A 19,219-nucleotide genomic window follows, 5' to 3' on the forward strand; every position below is an offset into this window, starting at 1 on the left:
AAATGCGGGGTCCGAGTCCCCTGAGGAGCTGTGATGTCCGGCAACGCCCCCGTGCCTCCGCCGCCCCCGCACTCCGAGCCTGCCCAGCAGCCTCCGGTCTTCCAGCCCAGGTCGCAGCAGCCCGTGACGCCGTCGGCGAGCCCGTTGCCCCCGGTGCCGACAGCCCCCGACCAGCAGGCCACGGCGTACCAGCCGGTGCAGCCCGCCTATCAGCCGCCCGCCTACCAGCAGCCGCCGGCCCAGCCCGCGTACCAGGCGCCGCCGCCCGCGTATCAACCGCCGCCCGCGTTCGCGCCCGGCGGCGGCCAGCAGGGCGCCTACCAGGCGCAGCCGGCCGCCCCCGAGCCGGCGTACGCCCCGCAGCAGCCCGCGCAGTACGCGGCCCAGCAGCCCGCGCAGTACGCGGCCCAGCCGCAGTACGCCGCGCAGCAGCCGCCGCAGCAGGCCTACCAGCCCGCCTACGCCGAGCAGCCGTCGGCCCCGGCCCCGGGCGGCGGCTCGGGCGGACGCCCGGGCAGCGGCAGGCGTCGCCTCAGTCCCGGGTGGATCGCCTTCATCGCGGTCGACGTGATCCTCGTCGGCATCGTGATCGCGTTCGCGATCAACCTCGCGGGGGGCGCGTCGGGCCAGGACGCGGCCGACGCGCCGGGTACGTCCGCCGAGGCGCCCGCGCAGGCACCCGACGCCCCGGTCGAGAACCCTGGCCCCGTCGCGGTCACGGGCGAGTCCGTGACGAGCCCCAGCCGGAACATCACGTGCACGATCGGCGAGCAGGGCGTCTCGTGCGGTATCGCCGAGCTCGCGACCCAGCCCGCACCGGTGGACGGGTGCACCGGCACCACGGGATACCTGGTGACGCTCACCTCGGGCGGCGTCGAGATCCCCTGCGTCCCGACCGCGGACCAGCCGAAGAAGGCCGGGGACGACGTCGCGGTGCTCGACTACGACCAGAGCAAGACCGTCGGCTCGTTCACCTGCACGAGCTCGAAGACGGGCATGCGCTGCTCCGACAGCGAGACCGGCAAGGGGTTCAACGTGGCGAAGGCCGGGCTCTCCTCGTTCTGACCACGGGCCGAGCCGCGCACGAGCGCCGCCACGACGCCGCCCCGGGCCTGTGCGCCCGGGGCGGCGCGTGTCACCAGATGCGCACGCGCTCGGCGGGGGCGAGGTACAGCGCGTCGGACTCCGACACGTCGTACGCCTCGTAGAACTCGTCGAGGTTGCGCACCACGCCGTTGCAGCGGAACTCGTTGGGCGAGTGCGGGTCCGTCGCGAGTCGCCGTACGACCTCCTCGTCACGGCCCTTCGACTGCCACACCTGTGCCCAGCCGAGGAAGACGCGCTCGATGCCCGTCAGGCCGTCGATCACCGGCGCCTCGGACAAGGGGCGGCCCAGCGCGATCCGGTACGCCTTGAGCGCGATCGACAGACCGCCCAGGTCGCCGATGTTCTCCCCGATCGTCAGCGCTCCGTTGACGTGCGGGCCGTCGTCGGGCAGCTGGACCGGGCGGAACGCGTCGTACTGCGCGATGAGGGCCTTGGTGCGGACCTCGAACTCGGCCCGGTCCTGCGGCGTCCACCAGTCCTCGAGGCGGCCGTCGCCGTCGTACTTGGAGCCCTGGTCGTCGAACCCGTGCCCGATCTCGTGGCCGATCACGGCCCCGATCCCGCCGTAGTTGACCGCGTCCTCGGCGTCCGGGTCGAAGAAGGGCGGCTGGAGGATGGCGGCCGGGAACACGATCTCGTTCATGCCCGGGTTGTAGTAGGCGTTGACCGTCTGCGGGGTCATGAACCACTCGTCGCGGTCGAGCGGCTTGCCGATCTTGCCGAGCTCGCGGTCCTGGTCGAACGCGTTCGAGCGGCGCACGTTGCCCAGCAGGTCGTCGGCCTCGATCACGAGGGCCGAGTAGTCGCGCCACTTGACCGGGTACCCGATCTTGGGCGTGAACGCCTCGAGCTTGGCGAGCGCCTTGACCTTGGTCTCCTCGGTCATCCAGTCGAGGCCCTCGATGGACTCGCGGTACGCCGCGACGAGGTACGCGACGAGCTCCTCCATGCGCGCCTTGTGCGCGGGCGGGAAGTGCCGCTCGACGTACACCGCGCCGACGGCCTCGCCCAGTGCGCCCTCGACGAGCGAGACACCGCGCTTCCAGCGCTCACGGACCTCCTGCGCCCCGGAGAGCGTGCGGCCGTAGAAGTCGAAGTTCGCCTCGACCAGCTCGTCCGTGAGGTACGGCGCGCGCGCCGAGACCAGGTGGTAGACGGCCCACAGCTTCCAGTCCTCGACTGGGACCGTCTGCCACAGCTCCCCGAAGCCCGTCGCGAAGCCGGGCTCGCGGACCACGAGCTCGTCGAGCGACCCGGGCGGGGCGGCCAGGGCAAGGACCCACGCGTGCCAGTCGAAGCCCGGGGCCGAGTCGGCCAGCGCGCGCAGCGTCATGGGGTTGTACGTGAGGTCGGCGTCGCGGTCGCGCACGACGTCCCAGTGGTGTGCCGCGAGCTGCGTCTCGAGGGCGAGCACACGCTCGGCCGCGTCCTGCGGGGACGCGCCCCACGTGTCTGCCGTGACGCCCGCGAGCGTGAGCATGCGCGCGACGTGCGGCACGTACTTCGCACGGATCTCGGCGTACTGGTCCTCGCGGTAGTACGCCTCGTCAGGCAGTCCGAGCCCACCCTGGTACAGGTAGGCGACGTACTTCTCGGGGTCCTTGGCGTCGTTGTCGACCCAGAACCCGAACGCGCCCGCCCCGCCCGTGCGCTGCAGCGCGCCCAGTGCGCCCGTGAGCTCGGCCTGGTTCGTGGCGGCGGCGATCAGGGCGAGGTCCGGCGCGAGCGGGCTCACACCGCGTGCCTCGATCGCGTCGGTGTCCATGAAGCTCGCGAAGAGCGCGCCGATCTGCGCCTGCACGCCCGTGGCGTCCCCGGACTGCGCCGCGGCGGCGCTGTCGTTGATGATCTCGCGCACGTGCTCCTCGGCCTGGTCGTGCAGCGCGCGGAACGCGCCGTCCATCGATCGGTCGGCGGGGATCTCGTGCGTCTCGAGCCAGCGGCCGTTGACGTGCCGGTACAGGTCGTCCTGCGGGCGGACGGCCGGGTCGAGGGCGGACAGGTCGATACCGGAGGCCGTCGTGCGCGCGGCGTCCGCGGCGCTCGCTGCCTGGCCAGCGGCAGAGGGTGAGGTCTGTGTCATGCGTCTCAGGTTATGCGAGCAGTGGCGCGGGCGGGGAGCGCATCGGGGATGATGGGGGCATGCGCGTTCACATTGCAGCGGACCACGCGGGGTACGAGCTCAAGGCTCACCTCGTCACGCACCTCAAGAGCTCGGGTCACGACGTCGTGGACCACGGTGCCCACGAGTACGACGCCCTCGACGACTACCCGTCGTTCTGCATCGCGGCCGGCGAGGCCGTCGTCGCGGAGCCGGGCAGCCTCGGCGTCGTGATCGGCGGCTCGGGCAACGGCGAGCAGATCGCCGCCAACAAGGTCGACGGCGTGCGCGCCGCCCTGGCCTGGAACCTCGACACCGCGAGGCTGGCCCGCCAGCACAACGACGCCAACGTCATCTCGGTCGGCGGGCGCCAGCACACGGTCGAGGAGGCCACGTCGTTCGTCGATGCGTTCCTCGCCGAGCCGTTCAGCGGTGACGAGCGCCACCAGCGCCGCATCGACCAGCTCGCGGCCTACGAGGCCTCGCGCCACCAGGCGTGACGTCCGACCGCACCGTGCTCGTGGTGGGCGGCGCGCGTCGTGCCTGAGGGCCACACCGTCCACCGCCTCGCGCGCACCTTCGCCGAGCTCTTCGCGGGCCAGGTCCTGGCGGTCTCGAGCCCGCAGGGCCGGTTCGCGGCCGGGGCGGCGCTGCTCGACGGCGCGCGCCTCGTCGCGTCCCGCGCGTGGGGCAAGCAGCTCTTCCTGGGCTTCGCGGACCCTTCCGCGGGACCCGGCGGGCCGCCGTCCGACGACGACCTGCGCTGGCTGCGCGTCCACCTGGGCCTCTACGGGGCCTGGACGTTCGCGGGCGACGGGAGCGCCGCCGTCGTGCACGCGATCGGTGCGCCGCGCAAGCGCATCGGCGAGCGGGACTCGGTCCCTGCCGGTCCGCTCGCGTCGCTTCCTGCCCCGGGCGACGACTGGGCCCCTCCCGCGCCCCGCGGCGCGGTGCGGGTGCGCCTGGTCGGCGAGCACGCGGTCGCCGACCTCACCGGGCCCACGGCCTGCGAGGTCGTCTCGGCGGAGGAGGTGCGCGCGGTCGAGGCGCGCCTGGGCCCCGACCCGATCCGGGACGACCCCGCCCCCGCCGGCGGGCCCGACCGCTTCGTGGCGGCCGTGCGGCGCTCGCGCACGACCGTCGGCCAGCTCCTCATGAACCAGGACGTCGTCGCCGGGGTGGGCAACATCTACCGCGCCGAGGTGCTGTTCCGCGCGGGGCTGGACCCGCTGACCCCGGGCAGGGACGTGCCCGCCGAGACGCTGCGGGCGATCTGGGACGACCTGGTCGTCCTCATGCGCGACGGAGCGAGCACGGGCGCGATCGTCACGACCCGCCCCCAGGACCGCGAGCCCGACGGCGCCACTTCCCTGGGAGCGCCGCCTCGCCCGGGAGCCGGGCGCCAGGAGGTGCGCCAGAACACCGACGGCACGGCCGGGGCCGTCGCCGCCGACCAGGCGTTCTACGTCTACCACCGCGACGGGCTGCCGTGCCGGGTGTGCGGGACGCCGGTCCTCATGAAGGACCTTGCGGGGCGCAAGCTCTACTGGTGCCCGACGTGCCAGCGGTGACCCGGGACCTCACCGGCCGCTGAGTGCGTGGTTCGGCTGCGACTCGCCCGGCGTGTCGCAGCCGAAGCACGCACTGGCCCCGGACCCGTCAGAACACCCAGCTCGAGACGGGCGCCACGGGCCACCCGAACGCGGCGCTCGTCGCGGCGAGCGCACCCGGACGGTGCTCCGACACGAGCCCGGCCGTCGCGAGCGAGGCCAGCGAGACGCCGCCCAGGAACGCCGAGCCCAGCTCGCGCACGTCGAGAGACAGGTCGGCCGGGTCCTCGGTGCGCTCGCACGCCGCGTCCCCGAACGCCGTGGCGCGCAGGCGCCAGTGGCCGGCGTTCTCCGGGACGCGCGCGTCGGTCAGGTGCAGCACCACGTCGACGTCGCCCGCGTACCGCCTCCCCGCGAGCGCCACGGGGACGTCGAGCACGCGGACCCACAGGTTGTCCGCGACCCGCCCCGCCGCGGCGCGCGGGTTCACGAGGAGGTGCGTGACGACGTCGTCCACGGGGATCATGAACGGCTCGACCTCGCTCGTCAGGTCGAGGTCCGTCAGGACGCCCCACAGGGCGCGAGCGGCCGCGGCGTCGAGCGCGACGACCTCGCCCGTGCTCACGGTCCCGCGCGGACCGGTGGTCTCCCACGACACCTTGCGGCGGAACGTCGCGTAGCCGCGCGGCTCGCCGTCGCGCTCGACGACCACGATGCGCTGCGACTCGCGGCCACGACGGAACGCCGCCGGGTCGGACCACCAGGCCTCCTGGAGCTCGGGCGACTCGCGCGTGACCCAGCCGGGCCGGTTGACGCCCGTGCCGTGCCCGCCCGGGTCCGCGCCCGCCGCCCGGTGCAGCGAGTCGACGAGCTCGCCGTGGCGTGACCGGTCGGCCTTCTCGATACGGACCGTGTGCTCGTCGGCTCCCGCGACGTCGCGCAGGGCCGCGCCCCGGGGGATCGTCAGGCGCAGGTCCTGCGCGGCCTGGCCGTAGCCGAACCGGCCGTAGATGGCGGCCTCGGCCGCGAAGAGCGCCGAGACGGGCTCGCCCGCGGCCCGGGCCTGCTCGAAGTGCACGTCGATCATGGCGCTCAGGATGCCGCGACGCCGGTGCTGCGGGTGCACGCCCACCCACGTCAGACCGCTCACGGGCAGCGTCGCGCCCGGCACGGGGAACTCGGCGAACGGGTACGAGGCGTGCATGGCCGCGAGCTCGCTCACGGTCGGGACGGCGCCGTCGAACGGTACGGCGTCGGCGTCCTCGTGCTCGCTGACGACCCCGAACGTCCGGGACCACGTGAGCGGGAGCGGGTGCTGGACCTGCTCGTCGAGGTCGACCTCGGACGGGAACGCCCAGGTGTCGACCTCGAGGACGGCGCGCTTGTCCGCCTCCGTCAGCGGCGTGAGGCGGTAGCCGGCGGGCAGGGGACGGCGGGTGGGTTCGGTCATGGACCCATCATCACGGCGGGGCGGGGGAACGGGCCAGAGGAATAGCGCGCGTGCGTGCCTCCACGGCGCCCTGCCGTCGAGAAGTGAGTTGGCACCCTTGATCTGCCCGGAACAGGGGCGTCAACTCACTTCTCGACGGGGGAGGGGAGCCGGTTCGCAGGTACGGCCGCCCGGTGGGCCGGAGTCCCGCGGGTACGCTCGCCCGGTGAACCAGGAGACGGACCCGGGTGCCGCACGCCGGGAGTACGCGGACGCCGTGCTCGCGCTCGTCGAGACCATCCCCGCCGGGCGGGCCATGACGTACGGGCTCGTCGCGGAGATCGTCGCGGAGACCCTCGGGCGGGGCGGCCCGCGGCAGGTCGGGCAGGTGCTCGCGCGCGCCGACGGCGACGGCCCGGGCGGCCCGGGGCTGCCCTGGTGGCGCGTCGTCAACGCGGCCGGCTCGCCCCCCGTGCACCACCTGTCGACCGCGCTCACGAACCTGCGGGCCGAGGGGTGTCCGCTGCGCCCGGGCGGCGAGCGCGTCGACCTGCGGCGGGCGGTCTGGTTCCCGGAGCAGGACCCGGACCGCTGAGTGCGGAGCAGCGCTCGCTCCGGTCGGCGTGTCACGACAAGAGCTCCGCACCCAGCGGTTCGCCCCGCCGGGCGACCGGCTCAGCGGTCCGCGCGGCTCAGCGGCCCTGGACCGTCGCGAGCAGGCCCGCGACGGTACGCACCGCCGTCGGTTCGCCCTGGAGCAGGAGGGTCGTGACCGCGGTCGAGCGCCACGCCTCGAGCTCGCGGGCGATCTTGGCCTCGGGCCCCACGAGCGCGACGTCCTCGACCAGGGCCGTCGGGACCGCCGCGACGGCCTCGGCCTTGCGACCGGCCAGGTAGTGCGCCTGGATCTCGTCGCACGCGTCCGAGTACCCGAGCCGGTCGAGCGCGTCGCGGTGGAAGTTCGCGCCCTTGGCCCCCATGCCGCCCACGTACAGCGCGATGAAGGGTCGCACCTTGTCGGCCGCCTGCTCGACGTCGTCGGCCACCACGACCGGGACGGTCGCCGAGACCTCGAAGTCGGACGCGGGGGAGCGCTCGGACGAGCGCTTCGCGAAGCCGTCGTCGAGCAGGGCGCGGAACATCTCGTCCATGCGGGGGCTGTAGAACAGGGGGAGCCAGCCGTCGGCGACCTCGGCCGCGAGCGCGACGTTCTTGGGACCTTCGGCCGCGAGGTGGATCGGGATCTCGGGGCGCAGCGGGTGGACCGTCGAGCGCAGCGCCTTGCCGAGCCCGGTGGTGCCCTCGCCCGTGAGGGGCAGCTGGTAGAACTGGCCGTCGTAGGTCACGGGGCCTCGGCGTGCGATCACGTCGCGCACGATCTCGACGTACTCGCGCGTGCGGGCCAGCGGCCGGGGGTAGGGCTGGCCGTACCAGCCCTCGACGACCTGCGGGCCCGAGACGCCCAGCCCGAGGATCGCCCGGCCGCCCGAGAGGTGGTCGAGCGTGAGCGCGGCCATCGCGGTCGCGGTGGGGGTCCGTGCGGACATCTGCGCGACCGCGGTGCCGAGCCGGATGCGCGAGGTGTGCGAGCCCCACCAGGCGAGCGGCGTGAAGGCGTCGGACCCGTAGGCCTCCGCGGTCCAGACCGAGTCGATCCCGAGACGGTCCGCGGCGACGACCGCCTCCTGGATCCCGGGCGGGGGGCCGGCCGACCAGTAGCCGGTGTGGATGCCGATGCGCATGCGTTCTCCTCGTTGTTCCTCGGCGCTGAGGTGCGGACGGGTCCGCCGGCTCGACGTGCGTCGAGCGACGATTCCCAGGACCGGGAGTCCTAGGAACCGCCGCTCAATCTACCGTGCCGCCGGACCCGCCGGTCGACCTACCGCGCCCGGTCCGCGAGCGAGGTGAGGAGCGCCGCCCCGGCAGCGGCGTCGTCGACCGTCTCGACGAGCACGCGCCCGCCCGTGCGCCGGACCTCCAGGCCCGGCCCCTTGCGGACCACGATGCCCACGCGGCCCCCGCGACCGGCGCGCCAGCCCCAGCCGCCGAACTCCCGGAACGGGTCGACCGTGACCTCGCGCGCGCCCTCGACCTCGTCGAGCGGCACGAACGTGCGCGGCACCCCGAGAGCCGAGCGCACCTCGAGCCCCGACGCGTCGACCGTCACGGTCCACGACATCATCGAGGCCATGACCAGCCCCAGGACCACGGGGAGCAGGATCATCCACCACAGGCCGGTGACGACCACGAGCGCGAGCGTCCCGACCACGGCGGCCCCGGCGACGGCCATGCCCGGACCGCCACGTGCCGTGCGGATCCAGGCGGCGCGCTCGTCGGCGCCCAGCGGCGCGCGCGGGTCCGTCGGCGAGACCGGGCCCTCGGCGGGCTGTCGGGCGTCACGCGGCGCGACGAGCCCGACCAGGACGCCCACCACGAGGCCCGCACCGAGGGCCACCGCGATGACCGCGCCCACGTCGGAGGCCTGCGCGGCGTCGTCGAGCCCGCGCTGCACGGCGAGCGTCCCGAGCATCGTCGCGCCCAGGAACGTCGCCGTGCCCGCACTGACTCCTCCGGCCATCCGACGGTTCGACGCGGACTGGCCGAGGAACCAGCCGACGAGCCAGAAGCCCACCGCGAGGACCGCGCCGATCGCGAGCGGGACCGTGACGCTCGCGGCGAGGGACCCGAACCCGTCGACGTTCCCCGCGGCGTCCCAGTGCGTCGCGACCGGGTCCGGCAGCTGCTCGCGCCACGAGAACGCGACCGTGGCGCTCGAGGCCAGGACCGCGAGGGGCAGCACCAGGCCCAGGAGAGTGGTGGACAGGCGGTGCGGGGCGGGGGGCCGCGGGCGGGTGGCGGTCGGGGTGGTGGTCATCGCAGTGCCTCCTTGAGCAGGGCGAGGGTGGTCTCGGGGGGCAGGGAGAGCGCGCGGCTCTCCTGCACGACGGCGTCGATCGCCGCTCGCAGGTCCGTGTAGTCGTGCGCGGCCTGGGCCGTGACGACCGCGCCGCGGCCACGGCGCAGGTCGACGAGGCCCTCGTCGCGCAGGTCCTGGTAGGCACGCAGCACGGTGTGGACGTTGAGCTCGAGCGAGGCCGCGAGGTCGCGGGCCGCCGGGAGCCGCTCGCCGGGGTGCACCGTGCCTGCGGCGACCGCGAGGCGCACCTGGGCCGCGAGCTGCGCGAAGAGCGGCTCGCCCGCGGTGGGGTCGATGCGGAAGATCATGGCCGCCATACTACTAGTTGTTACTGTGCAACTATAACAATGGGGGTCGACGAGAGGGGCGACGCGCACGGCGTCGCCCCTCTCGTCGAACGGCCCTCAGCGGCTCAGATCACGTACTCGATGAGCAACGACGGGTCCTCGACCGGGTCGACCGCCGGCGGCACGGCCGGCTGCGGGACGCGGTTGCGCGCCGGTACCCCCACGGCGACCGATCCGGCCGGCACGTCCTTGACCACCACGGCGTTGGCCCCGACCTGGACGTCGTCACCGACCCAGACCGGTCCGAGGATCTTGGCCCCGGCGCCCACGACGACCCGGTCGCCCAACGTCGGGTGCCGCTTGCCGCGCTTCATGGACCGGCCGCCCAGGGTGGACCCGTGGAAGAGCAGCACGTCGTCGCCCACGACGGCCGTCTCCCCGATGACCACGCCCATGCCGTGGTCGATGAACAGGCGCCGCCCGATCTTCGCGCCCGGGTGGATCTCCACGCCCGTGGCCGCCCGGGCGATCTGCGCGATCACCCGCGCGGGCAGGCGAAGGGCCGGCTCGCGCCACATGCGGTGCGTGAGCCGGTAGGTCCACACCGCGTGCAGACCGGGGTAGACGAGCGCGACCTCGAGGCCGCTCCGCGCCGCGGGATCGCGGTGGCGTGCGGCCTCGAGGTCCTCCCTGAGAACTCTCAGGAAGCGTCGCAGGGGACTGGGAGGTCTCATCAGTCCAGCAGGTCGGCGTACAGCACGGAGGTCAGGTAGCGCTCGCCGAAGGACGGGATGATGACGACGATGAGCTTGCCCGCGTTCTCGGGACGCTCCGCGAGGCGCAGCGCCGCGGCGATCGCCGCGCCGGACGAGATGCCCACGAGCAGGCCCTCCTCCTTGGCGGCGCGACGCGCGTACTCGACGGCGGTCTCGGCGTTGATGTCGATGACCTCGTCGTACACGCTCGTGTCGAGGATCTCGGGCACGAAGTTCGCGCCGATGCCCTGGATCTTGTGCGGGCCGGGGGCGCCGCCGTTGAGGATCGCGGACTCCTCGGGCTCGACCGCGACGATCTGCACGTCCGGCTTGCGCTCCTTGAGGACCTGGCCGACGCCCGTGATGGTGCCGCCCGTGCCGATGCCGGCGACGACGATGTCGACCTCGCCGTCGGTGTCGGCCCAGATCTCCTCGGCCGTCGTGGCGCGGTGGATCGCCGGGTTGGCCTCGTTGGCGAACTGACGGGCCAGGATGGCCCCCTCGCGCTCGGCCACGATCTCGTCGGCCTTGTTGACGGCCCCCTTCATGCCCTCGGAGCCCGGCGTGAGGATGAGCTCGGCGCCGAACGCGCGCAGGAGGGCGCGGCGCTCCTTCGACATGGTCTCGGGCATCGTGAGGACGATGTCGTAGCCGCGGGCCGCGCCGACCATGGCCAGGGCGATGCCGGTGTTGCCGGACGTCGCCTCGACGACCGTGCCGCCCGGCTTGAGCTCGCCCGAGGCCTCGGCGGCGTCGATGATCGCGACACCGATGCGGTCCTTGACCGAGTTGGCCGGGTTGTAGAACTCGAGCTTGCCCACGACCGTGGCGCCGAGGCCCTCGGTGAGCTTGTTCAGGCGGACGAGGGGCGTGTTGCCGACGAGCTTCGTGACGTCGTCGTAGATGCGTGCCATGACTTCCTCTTCATCGTTGGTGGCCTGCGGCGGGGAGCCGGGACCGAGGGGGGATCAGCTGGAGCTGTGCGGGGGTGGCACGGTGCTGCGCCGGGCAGGGGACGCGCCACGGAGGGCCTGTCGTCGGGTGGAGCGCCGCCGTGGGGGAGGGCGCTCTAGCGACAGGGGCGACACGGACAACAGGACAGGGCCCGCGCGGGGGTGCTCACCGCGCGGGAGGAGTCGGCGTGACGCGTGGTCATGGTCGCCCTCCTCGTCCTGTGCCGTCGCTCGCAGCTGCTGCCCTCGGCCGTACCGGCGCGGTGCCCTGCGAAGTCCTGGTGTCTGGCCCGAGGCTATCGGCCCCCGGACTGCGCTGCAACGCCGTCTCATCCCGGTCGCCCTGGCCCGGTTCCGGTTCCACGCCAGGGCGTCGACCTGTGCGAGGAGGGGTGCGACGGGCGCCGACGGGGAGGTGTCGGCCGGTGATCCCTGGAAGGGGGCATGTCGACCCAACGCCGCGAGGCCGACATTCCTTCCCGGACCGCCTGGGCGCCGTCTGCCGCTCGAGCGGCGCAGGCTCGCGAGGTAGGGCGCAGCTTCTCGGCCGAGGGTGGGACGACGACGGCGGCTCCGAGAATCCCGGAGCCGCCGTCGCGTCGTGCTGGAGCGGATGACGGGAATCGAACCCGCGTGATCAGTTTGGAAGACTGAGGCTCTACCATTGAGCTACATCCGCGCAGAGAGCACCCGCCGTTGTGGCGAGGTCCGCGGCGCTACCTTAGCAAAGGTCGGGCCGGTCGCGGGACTCGGCGCTCGTGGGTGCGCCCGCGCTGGTCGGCGCGGTGGCCCGTCGGCCGGGGTGGCGCCAGGCGGCCCTCCGGACCCCGTACACTTGGCCGTTGCCGATGCTGCGCGGCGGGACGTCCCGCTGGCGTGGTCGGTCGTCGCCGTCGTCGGACGACGGTGCGTTCGGGGTGTGGCGCAGGTTGGTAGCGCGTCCGCTTTGGGAGCGGAAGGTCGCAGGTTCAAATCCTGTCACCCCGACAAGAGACGAAGGCCCTGGACCGCGATGGTTCCGGGCCTTCGTCGTCGGTGCGACGGCGGCGTCCCGTAGGCCTGGGCTGCTCAGGACACCTGGATCGCGGCGTCGACGGCCCTCTCGAACCCGTAGCCGTCGACCTCCCCGCCCGTCCACGCACCTCACGTCCCGGCTGTCCCTCGACGGGGCGACGCGAACTGCGACGTCGCGGGCAGAGTCTCTCAAACCCGACCAGGTGGCTCTGATCGCGTGTGAAACAGGGGCTGTCCCGTGCAGCAATCTGACAAACCATCCCCAACCGTCTTATGGCATGAGACGGTCAGACCCTTTTGGTCGTTTTGTCACGCTCGGCCACCTCTAGATCGTTAGCGTTCCTCCCATATCGGTCGCCAGGCCGGTTGCCGCCGAGTCAGCGTCGCCGCGGCGAGCCATCCCACGCCCTCGGGCGTCACTTGGTATCGAAGCGGAGAACACCTGTGACACTGCTGCACGGCACGAGACCCACCCCGCCCCGGGCCGGTCGGCCACCGTCTCCCCACGACCGGTCGGGCCGACTGCTCCACCCGGACGCGGCTCCCGGACCGGAGCCCGAGCGCCTCCCCGCACCCCCGACGCGTCCGCCGACGGGGGCGCACCACCTGCTGCCGTCGCCCCCCGCCGACGAGGACGTCTACCAGGACCTTGCGCGCGTCCAGCGCTGGGTCCAGCCCGTCGGCGTCGCGGCGACGCTCCCGATCCTCGTCGCGGTGTGCGTCTTCGCCGCACGCTCGCCGTGGCTGTGGTGGCTCTACCTCACGGTCGGGCTCACGCTCGTGAGCATCACGCTGTGGCTCCTGACGGGGACCGCGCGAGGACGCGTCACGCGCGACTCGCACGAGCGGAAGATCGCCGCCTGGACGTCCGAGGCTCCTCCGAGCATCGACGTCTACCTGCCCGTGTGCGGCGAGGACGTCGAGGTGCTCGACAACACCTTCGCTCACGTCGCACGGCTCGAGTGGCCCGGCGTGGTCGAGGTGTGGGTGCTCGACGACGGCGCCGACCCGCTCGTCGCGGACCTGGCCGACCGGCACGGGTTCCGCTACCGGGTGCGCCCCGACCGGGGGCACCTCAAGAAGGCCGGCAACCTGCGGTCGGCCTACGCGGTCACCGAGGGGGACGTGATCGCGATCTTCGACGCGGACTTCTGCCCCCGGCCGGACTTCCTGCGCCACCTCGTCCCGTACCTGGACGACCCGACCGTCGGCATCGTCCAGAGCCCGCAGGACTTCGACACCGACGAGCGCATGGGATGGCTCCAGCGCACGGCCGGCGCGACCCAGGAGATCTTCTACCGCTGGGTCCAGCCGTCCCGCGACCGCTACGGGGCCACGGTCTGCTGCGGTACCAACGCCCTGTACCGCCGGTCGGCGCTCGACACGATCGGCGGGTTCCCCGAGATCGACCACAGCGAGGACATGTACACCGGGATCGGGCTGCTGCGCACGGGCTTCGTGACCCGCTTCGTCCCGGTCCGTCTGGCGCGCGGGCTGTGCCCCGACGAGCTCGGTCCGTTCCTGACCCAGCAGTATCGCTGGGCCAACGGTTCGGTGGCCCTCGTCGCGGACGGGGCGAAGGCGAGGGCGGGGCTCGACCGACGCCAACGTCTCGCGGTGTGGGCAGGCTTCGTCTACTACTCCGAGACGGCGTTGTTCGCGCTCAACCTCTACGTGCCCTCGGTCGTCATGTGCTTCTGGTACCCCGAGCAGGTCAGCCCGACCAGCTTCCTGGTCTTCCTCCCGAGCCTGTGGGTGCTGCTCGTCCTGTACCCGGTCGTCCACCGCACCCGGTGGCGCCCCGAGGTCCTGCGGGTCCAGCTGGCCCAGAGCTTCAGCCACCTCGTGGTGCTGGGGCACGCCGTGACCGGCCACCACGCGGGCTGGGTCCCGACAGGTGGCAAGGGGTCGTCGAGCGCCCTCGCGCGGACCATCTCGCGCGTCATGGTGGCGACGCTCGTCGTCGGGAACCTCGCGTGGACCGTGGGGATCGCCCGAGGAGTCGCCGCCCACGGCCTCGACAGCTACTGGGCCATGATCGTGCTCGCCGCCTTCTACGCCTACGTCGCGGTGCCGCTCGTCGTGGCGGGGGTCCAGGTCCTCGTGCAGCGTCCGGCCGCGAGGGCTGCCGTGCGCGCGGCGGCCCGTGCGACGGAGGTCCGGGCATGAGCGCGGCCGGAAGCGGGACGCGGGGCCCCGCGGCCCCGGAGGCTCCCGAGGCTCCCCGGGGCGACCCCGAGGGCGACCCCGAGGGCGTGCCCGTCGGCGCGGCCAGGGCGCCCCGACCCCACGGCTCCTTGCGGTGGCCCGCGGTCGTCGCCCTCACGGCGGCTCTCGGATTCGCGGGGCTCGTCGCGGCCGGGGTCTTCGACCCCATGATCGAGGCGCTGTGAGCGCCCCGACCGGGCGAGGACGGCCTGGCTTCCGGGGGGACGTCGAAGGGCTGCGCGCGCTCGCCGTCGTCCTGGTCCTGCTCTTCCACGCCGAGGTCCCGGGCGTGCTCGGCGGGTACGTCGGGGTCGACGTGTTCTTCGTGATCTCGGGGTTCCTCATCACGGGGATCCTGCTGCGGCAGCTGGCGGAGAGCGGGCGGATCGCGCTGCCCGCGTTCTTCGCGGGTCGAGCGCGCCGCATCCTGCCTGCCGCGTCGGTGGTCCTGGCGGGGACGGCGCTCGCGGCCTGGCTCGTGCTGCCGCCGCTGCGAGCGCGGGACACCATGGTCGACGTCGTCGCGAGCGCGCTCCAGGTCGCGAACCTGCGCTTCATCGCGCAGGAGACCGACTACATGGCGGCCGCGGCGGCGCCGAGCCCCGTGCTGCACTACTGGTCGCTCGCGGTCGAGGAGCAGTTCTACCTCGTGGTGCCGCTGCTGCTCGCGCTCGTCGGAGCGGTCGCGGCGCGCAAGCGGCGCAGCCCGCTGCCCGGGGCGGTCGCGCTCCTGGGGGCCGGTACGGTCGCGTCCTTCGTCGTCTCGTCCGTGCTCACGTCGAGCGACCCGGCGCTCGCGTACATGTCCCCGCTCACGCGGGCGTGGCAGTTCGGGCTGGGTGGTCTCCTGGCGGCCGCCGTGCTCCGCCGGCCCGACGAGGTCGCACCCCTCGGGTCCGGCGTCGTCGTCCGTCGTGGTCGCCTCGCCGCGCGGCGCGTCGTGTGGACCCTGGCCGGGTGGGCCGGGCTCGGCGTCGTCGTGTGGTCGGCCGTGGCCTACGACGAGTCCACGCCCTTCCCGGGGACCGCGGCGCTCTGGCCGACGCTCGGGACCGTCGCGCTCCTGGCGGCGCCCGCGACCGTCCGGACGGCACGGGGGAGCGTCGGACAGCTGCTGGCGCTGCGACCGGTCAGGGCGGTCGGGCGGTTGTCCTTCGCCTGGTACCTCGTCCACTGGCCCGTGCTCGTCCTGGCCGACGCGGCCTGGGGCCCGCTCACGTGGCCGCAGCGCGTGGTGCTGACCCTCGGCGCCGGCGGTGTGGCCTGGCTCGTCCTGCAAGGGGTCGAGTCGCCCCTGCGGCGCTCGCAGGTCGTGGCCCTGCGGCCGTCGGCGAGCTACTCGGTGGGGTTCACGGGGGTCGTGCTCGCCCTCACCGCGAGCCTCGGTGCGGGCTCGGCCGTGTACGCCGGCCTGGAGGGCGAGGGGGACGCGTCGGCGCACGTGCGGCTCGACACGATCTTCGACCCGGCCGCGCTCGCGCGGACGGGGGGACCGGTGACCCCCGGGCTGACGACGGCCGCGCTCGACGCCCCGCCGTCGGAGACCCCGTGCCTCGGGGCGCTCGGTCTGGAGTCGACAGACTGGCCCGCCGAGTGCGTCGTCGGACCGGCCGGTGGGCGGGAGGTCGTGCTGTTCGGCGACTCGAAGGCGTTCCAGTGGAGCGGGGCCCTGCGCGACATCGCGATCGCGCAGGGATGGCACCTGTCGATCGTGACCAAGGGTGGGTGCACGCCGGCCGACCTGCCGCAGGCGATGCTCGAGGAGTCGCAGCACTGCGAGTCGTGGCGTGACGTGCAGATCGACCGGGTCGCCGCGCGCGCCGACGTCGTGATCGTCGGCTCCAGCGCTGCGTACTTCGAGAGCGCGGCAGCCGCCGACCGCAGGGAGCAGGCGTGGGGGAGCACCCTCGGGCGGTTTGCCGCGGCGGGGGTCCCCGTGGTCTACCTGCGGGACACCCCGACGCCCGGTGTCGACGTCCCGAGCTGCGTGTCGGGGGCGCTCGACGACTGGGCGGAGTGCTCGTTCCCGCGGGCGCAGGCGCTGCCGGCCGACCCCCTTCTCGTCGACGTGGCGCTCGGCGACGTGCCGGGGGTCGAGGTCGTCGACGTCTCCGGGGTCGTGTGCGCGCAGGCGGACCGGTGCCCGGCCGTCCTCGGCGGCCTTCTGCTGTACCGGGACGGCAGCCACCTGACGGCCACGGCCGTCGAGGCGCTGCGTCCAGAGCTCGAACGCCGGCTCGTCGAGACGAGCGCGCTCGGCGGCTGACGGGCCGATCTGCTGCCCGGCCCGGCCCCGACGCTCGCCCGGGCTCCGAGGCCGGCCCGGGCGAGCGTCGCGCAGCGGGCGCGCCTGCGCCCACGAGGTGTGGCGTACCATGGACGGGTTGTCCGTGCGCCCTTTCCGGCGGAGGCCCTCCGAGGCTCCCGCCGCACCGCTCGAGGCGACGCGATCGGCCAGGCGCCAGCGTCTGCCACCGATCGATGAACGTTCGAACAGGTCCCGCTGCAACCGGCGGGACATGCACGCACCCCGTTGCCGCACGTCGGCTCCCCGATCAGTTGGAGATCATCGAAGTGAAGAGCGCCGTCGAGACCCTGGACCCCACCAAGGTCAAGTTGACCGTCGAGGTGGAGTACGACGAGCTCAAGCCGAGCATCGACCACGCCTACAAGCACATCGCGGAGCAGGTGAACGTCCCCGGCTTCCGCAAGGGCAAGATCCCCGCGCGCATCATCGACCAGCGCGTCGGTCGTGCTGCCGTGCTCGAGCACGCCATCAACGACGGCCTCTCCGGGTTCTACCGCCAGGCCGTCAACGAGACGGGCATCCGCCCGCTCGGCCAGCCCGACGTCGAGGTGACCGAGGTCCCGCTCGACGCCGAGGGTGCGCTGCACTTCACGGCCACGGTCGAGGTCCGCCCGGAGATCGAGATCCCCGCGCTCGACTCCGTGAAGCTCACGGTCGAGGCCGCCGAGGTCTCCGCCGACGACATCGCCGAGCGCCTCGACGCGCTGCGCGAGCGCTTCGGCACGCTGGTCGGCGTCGACCGTCCGGCCGCCGAGGGCGACTTCGTCGTCATCGACCTCAAGGCCGTCATCGGCGACGAGGAGATCGACTCGGTCTCCGGCATCAGCTACCAGATCGGCTCGGGCAACATGCTCGAGGGCCTCGACGAGGCGCTGACCGGCCTGTCGGCCGGCGAGACCACGACCTTCAAGGCGCCGCTCGCGGGTGGCGACCACGAGGGCAAGGAGTCCGAGGTCACCGTCACGGCCACCTCGGTCAAGCAGCGCGACCTGCCCGAGGCCGACGACGAGTTCGCCGAGCTCGCGTCCGAGTTCGACACGATCGAGGAGCTCAAGGCGGACCTGCGCGAGCAGGTCGCGAGCATCAAGACCTCGAACCAGGCCGTCGAGGCGCGCGACGCCCTCGTCAAGTACCTCGTCGAGAACACCGAGATCCCCGTGCCCCAGGGTGCCGTCGAGGCCGAGGTGCACCGTCACCTCGAGTCCGAGGGGCGTCTCGAGGACGACGCGCACCGTGCCGAGGTCGAGGTCGACGCGACCAACGCGCTCAAGAACCAGATCCTCCTCGACACGCTCGCGGAGCAGCTGAAGATCAAGGTCGCCCAGAACGAGCTCCTGGACTACCTCGTCAACGCCTCGCGCCAGTACGGGATGGACCCGAACCAGTTCATCCAGTCGCTCGACCAGGGCGGTCAGATCCCCGCCATGGTCGGCGAGGTCGCCCGCTCGAAGTCGCTCGCCGTGGCCCTGCGCCAGGTCGAGGTCAAGGACTCCGAGGGCAACGTCGTGGACCTGAGCGAGTTCATCGGCTCGGACGAGGAGGACGCGGCCGCCGACGCCGCGGCCGCCGCTGCCGGTGAGGACGTCACCGACATCACGGACGAAGAGGGCATCGAGGTCGTCTCCGAGGACGAGGCAGCCGCCGACAAGGCCTGACCTCCCGCGCCGTGACACGGTCACGGCATCGCGAGCCCGACGACGGCCCCCACCTCCCCGCGGAGGTGGGGGCCGTCGCACGTGGCCGGGGGACGTCGTCGGGCACCTGGGCCGCCTTCCTGCGCCCACAGCGAAAACCCCGGAAATCGGGACGGTTTCCGCTCCCCACCCGCGTTAGGGTCACAGCAACGGTGAGTCCGTCCACGACGGAGGAACCGACCAGCCGCGACGTTCGAGCGTCGCGAGCGACAGAGGGATCGACGAAGGAGATGGACGTGAGCGATCAGTTTCCGGTGGCACGAGCCGAGGGGCCGGGACTCGGCCTGAACGACTCCATCTACAACCGGCTGCTCAAGGAGCGCATCATCTGGTTGGGCTCGGAGGTGCGCGACGAGAACGCGAACGCCATCTGCGCCCAGATGATGCTGCTCGCCGCGGAGGACCCCGACAAGGACATCTGGCTCTACATCAACTCGCCGGGCGGGTCGATCACGGCCGGCATGGCGATCTACGACACCATGCAGTACATCCAGCCGGACGTCGCGACCATCGCGATGGGCATGGCGGCCTCGATGGGGCAGTTCCTGCTCTCCTCGGGCACCAAGGGCAAGCGCTACGCGACGCCCCACGCCCGCGTCATGATGCACCAGCCCTCGGGCGGCATCGGCGGCACGGCGACCGACGTGCGCATCAACGCGCAGCTCATCATGCACATGAAGAAGGTGCTCTCCGAGCTCACGGCCGAGCAGACCGGTCAGCCGCTCGAGAAGATCCTCAAGGACAACGACCGTGACAGCTGGTTCACGGCGCCCGAAGCCCTCGAGTACGGCTTCATCGACCACGTCGTGACGAACGCTTCGTCGGTGACGGGTGGCGGCGGCACGGCGAGCAGCTGAGCTCACCGACGCCCCGGCCCCCCACCCACGATCCCATCC

16 protein-coding genes and 2 tRNA genes are annotated in these 19,219 nt (G+C 73.1%); 10 read left to right on the forward strand and 8 right to left on the reverse strand.

Going from position 1 to position 19,219, the window contains the following annotated elements; translation table 11 throughout:
* Nucleotides 1-33: 33 nt before the first annotated feature.
* Nucleotides 34-1,065 carry a hypothetical protein gene (locus ACZDYF_RS05380; protein WP_475054391.1) on the forward strand — a complete coding sequence of 344 codons (1,032 nt, stop codon included), beginning with the start codon at nucleotides 34-36 and terminating at the stop codon, nucleotides 1,063-1,065.
* A 70-nt stretch (nucleotides 1,066-1,135) separates the two neighbouring features.
* Here ACZDYF_RS05380 and ACZDYF_RS05385 read toward each other — a convergent pair whose 3' ends face one another.
* Entirely contained in the window at nucleotides 1,136-3,190 is a 2,055-nt protein-coding gene (locus tag ACZDYF_RS05385; RefSeq protein WP_475054396.1) for a M13 family metallopeptidase, read from the reverse strand.
* 59 nt (nucleotides 3,191-3,249) lie between these two features.
* Here ACZDYF_RS05385 and ACZDYF_RS05390 point away from each other — a divergent pair, with 59 nt between their 5' ends.
* Together ACZDYF_RS05390 and ACZDYF_RS05395 are read left to right on the forward strand one after the other, a co-directional pair.
* Nucleotides 3,250-3,708, forward strand: coding sequence for a ribose-5-phosphate isomerase (locus ACZDYF_RS05390; RefSeq protein ID WP_191789172.1), 459 nt, complete (start codon nucleotides 3,250-3,252; stop codon nucleotides 3,706-3,708).
* Between the two features lie 39 nt (nucleotides 3,709-3,747).
* Nucleotides 3,748-4,779: an Fpg/Nei family DNA glycosylase gene (locus tag ACZDYF_RS05395; protein WP_475054399.1), complete on the forward strand. Its 1,032-nt coding sequence runs from the start codon at nucleotides 3,748-3,750 to the stop codon at nucleotides 4,777-4,779.
* 88 nt (nucleotides 4,780-4,867) lie between these two features.
* Here the strand turns inward: ACZDYF_RS05395 and ACZDYF_RS05400 are convergent, their stop codons facing one another.
* Nucleotides 4,868-6,208 carry a GNAT family N-acetyltransferase gene (locus ACZDYF_RS05400; RefSeq protein ID WP_475054401.1) on the reverse strand — a complete coding sequence of 447 codons (1,341 nt, stop codon included), beginning with the start codon at nucleotides 6,206-6,208 and terminating at the stop codon, nucleotides 4,868-4,870.
* A 205-nt stretch (nucleotides 6,209-6,413) separates the two neighbouring features.
* Between ACZDYF_RS05400 and ACZDYF_RS05405 the strand changes: the two genes are divergently transcribed.
* Nucleotides 6,414-6,782: an MGMT family protein gene (locus tag ACZDYF_RS05405; RefSeq protein WP_475054403.1), complete on the forward strand. Its 369-nt coding sequence runs from the start codon at nucleotides 6,414-6,416 to the stop codon at nucleotides 6,780-6,782.
* 97 nt (nucleotides 6,783-6,879) lie between these two features.
* Here ACZDYF_RS05405 and ACZDYF_RS05410 read toward each other — a convergent pair whose 3' ends face one another.
* The 6 genes from ACZDYF_RS05410 to ACZDYF_RS05435 all read right to left on the reverse strand — a co-directional run bounded on the left by ACZDYF_RS05410 (nucleotide 6,880) and on the right by ACZDYF_RS05435 (nucleotide 11,778).
* Nucleotides 6,880-7,929 carry an LLM class F420-dependent oxidoreductase gene (locus tag ACZDYF_RS05410; protein ID WP_475054405.1) on the reverse strand — a complete coding sequence of 350 codons (1,050 nt, stop codon included), beginning with the start codon at nucleotides 7,927-7,929 and terminating at the stop codon, nucleotides 6,880-6,882.
* 137 nt (nucleotides 7,930-8,066) lie between these two features.
* Entirely contained in the window at nucleotides 8,067-9,062 is a 996-nt protein-coding gene (locus ACZDYF_RS05415) for a DUF1648 domain-containing protein (protein ID WP_475054408.1), read from the reverse strand.
* Nucleotides 9,059-9,481, reverse strand: coding sequence for a GntR family transcriptional regulator (locus tag ACZDYF_RS05420; RefSeq protein ID WP_475054414.1), 423 nt, complete (start codon nucleotides 9,479-9,481; stop codon nucleotides 9,059-9,061). Before ACZDYF_RS05420 ends, ACZDYF_RS05415 begins: the two co-directional genes overlap by 4 nt.
* A gap of 35 nt (nucleotides 9,482-9,516) precedes the next feature.
* The gene (epsC, locus tag ACZDYF_RS05425) at nucleotides 9,517-10,125 is read right to left on the reverse strand and encodes a serine O-acetyltransferase EpsC (RefSeq protein ID WP_138824890.1); all 609 of its coding nucleotides are present in this window, start codon (nucleotides 10,123-10,125) and stop codon (nucleotides 9,517-9,519) included.
* Nucleotides 10,125-11,060, reverse strand: coding sequence for a cysteine synthase A (cysK, locus tag ACZDYF_RS05430; protein ID WP_364073807.1), 936 nt, complete (start codon nucleotides 11,058-11,060; stop codon nucleotides 10,125-10,127). The genes epsC and cysK overlap by 1 nt, the downstream gene beginning before the upstream one ends.
* A gap of 644 nt (nucleotides 11,061-11,704) precedes the next feature.
* Nucleotides 11,705-11,778, reverse strand: a tRNA-Gly gene (locus ACZDYF_RS05435).
* 234 nt (nucleotides 11,779-12,012) lie between these two features.
* On the opposite strand from ACZDYF_RS05435, the gene ACZDYF_RS05440 reads away from it, so the two are divergent.
* The 6 genes from ACZDYF_RS05440 to ACZDYF_RS05465 all read left to right on the forward strand — a co-directional run bounded on the left by ACZDYF_RS05440 (nucleotide 12,013) and on the right by ACZDYF_RS05465 (nucleotide 19,180).
* Nucleotides 12,013-12,086, forward strand: a tRNA-Pro gene (locus ACZDYF_RS05440).
* Nucleotides 12,087-12,557: 471 nt separating this feature from the next.
* Nucleotides 12,558-14,282 carry a glycosyltransferase gene (locus tag ACZDYF_RS05445; protein ID WP_475054423.1) on the forward strand — a complete coding sequence of 575 codons (1,725 nt, stop codon included), beginning with the start codon at nucleotides 12,558-12,560 and terminating at the stop codon, nucleotides 14,280-14,282.
* On the forward strand, nucleotides 14,279-14,506 hold the full coding sequence (locus ACZDYF_RS05450) for a hypothetical protein (RefSeq protein WP_475054425.1): 228 nt from the start codon (nucleotides 14,279-14,281) through the stop codon (nucleotides 14,504-14,506). The genes ACZDYF_RS05445 and ACZDYF_RS05450 overlap by 4 nt, the downstream gene beginning before the upstream one ends.
* Nucleotides 14,503-16,587, forward strand: coding sequence for an acyltransferase family protein (locus ACZDYF_RS05455; RefSeq protein WP_475054428.1), 2,085 nt, complete (start codon nucleotides 14,503-14,505; stop codon nucleotides 16,585-16,587). The genes ACZDYF_RS05450 and ACZDYF_RS05455 overlap by 4 nt, the downstream gene beginning before the upstream one ends.
* Nucleotides 16,588-16,895: 308 nt before the next feature.
* Nucleotides 16,896-18,284 (forward strand): trigger factor, encoded by a 1,389-nt coding sequence (tig, locus tag ACZDYF_RS05460; RefSeq protein WP_191790542.1) that lies wholly within the window; start codon nucleotides 16,896-16,898, stop codon nucleotides 18,282-18,284.
* A 269-nt stretch (nucleotides 18,285-18,553) separates the two neighbouring features.
* Complete coding sequence (locus ACZDYF_RS05465) at nucleotides 18,554-19,180, forward strand: ATP-dependent Clp protease proteolytic subunit (RefSeq protein WP_030150966.1); 627 nt, start codon at nucleotides 18,554-18,556, stop codon at nucleotides 19,178-19,180.
* The last annotated feature ends 39 nt before the right edge of the window (nucleotides 19,181-19,219 follow it).

It is taken from the genome of Oerskovia sp. PE-21s, assembly GCF_056158145.1.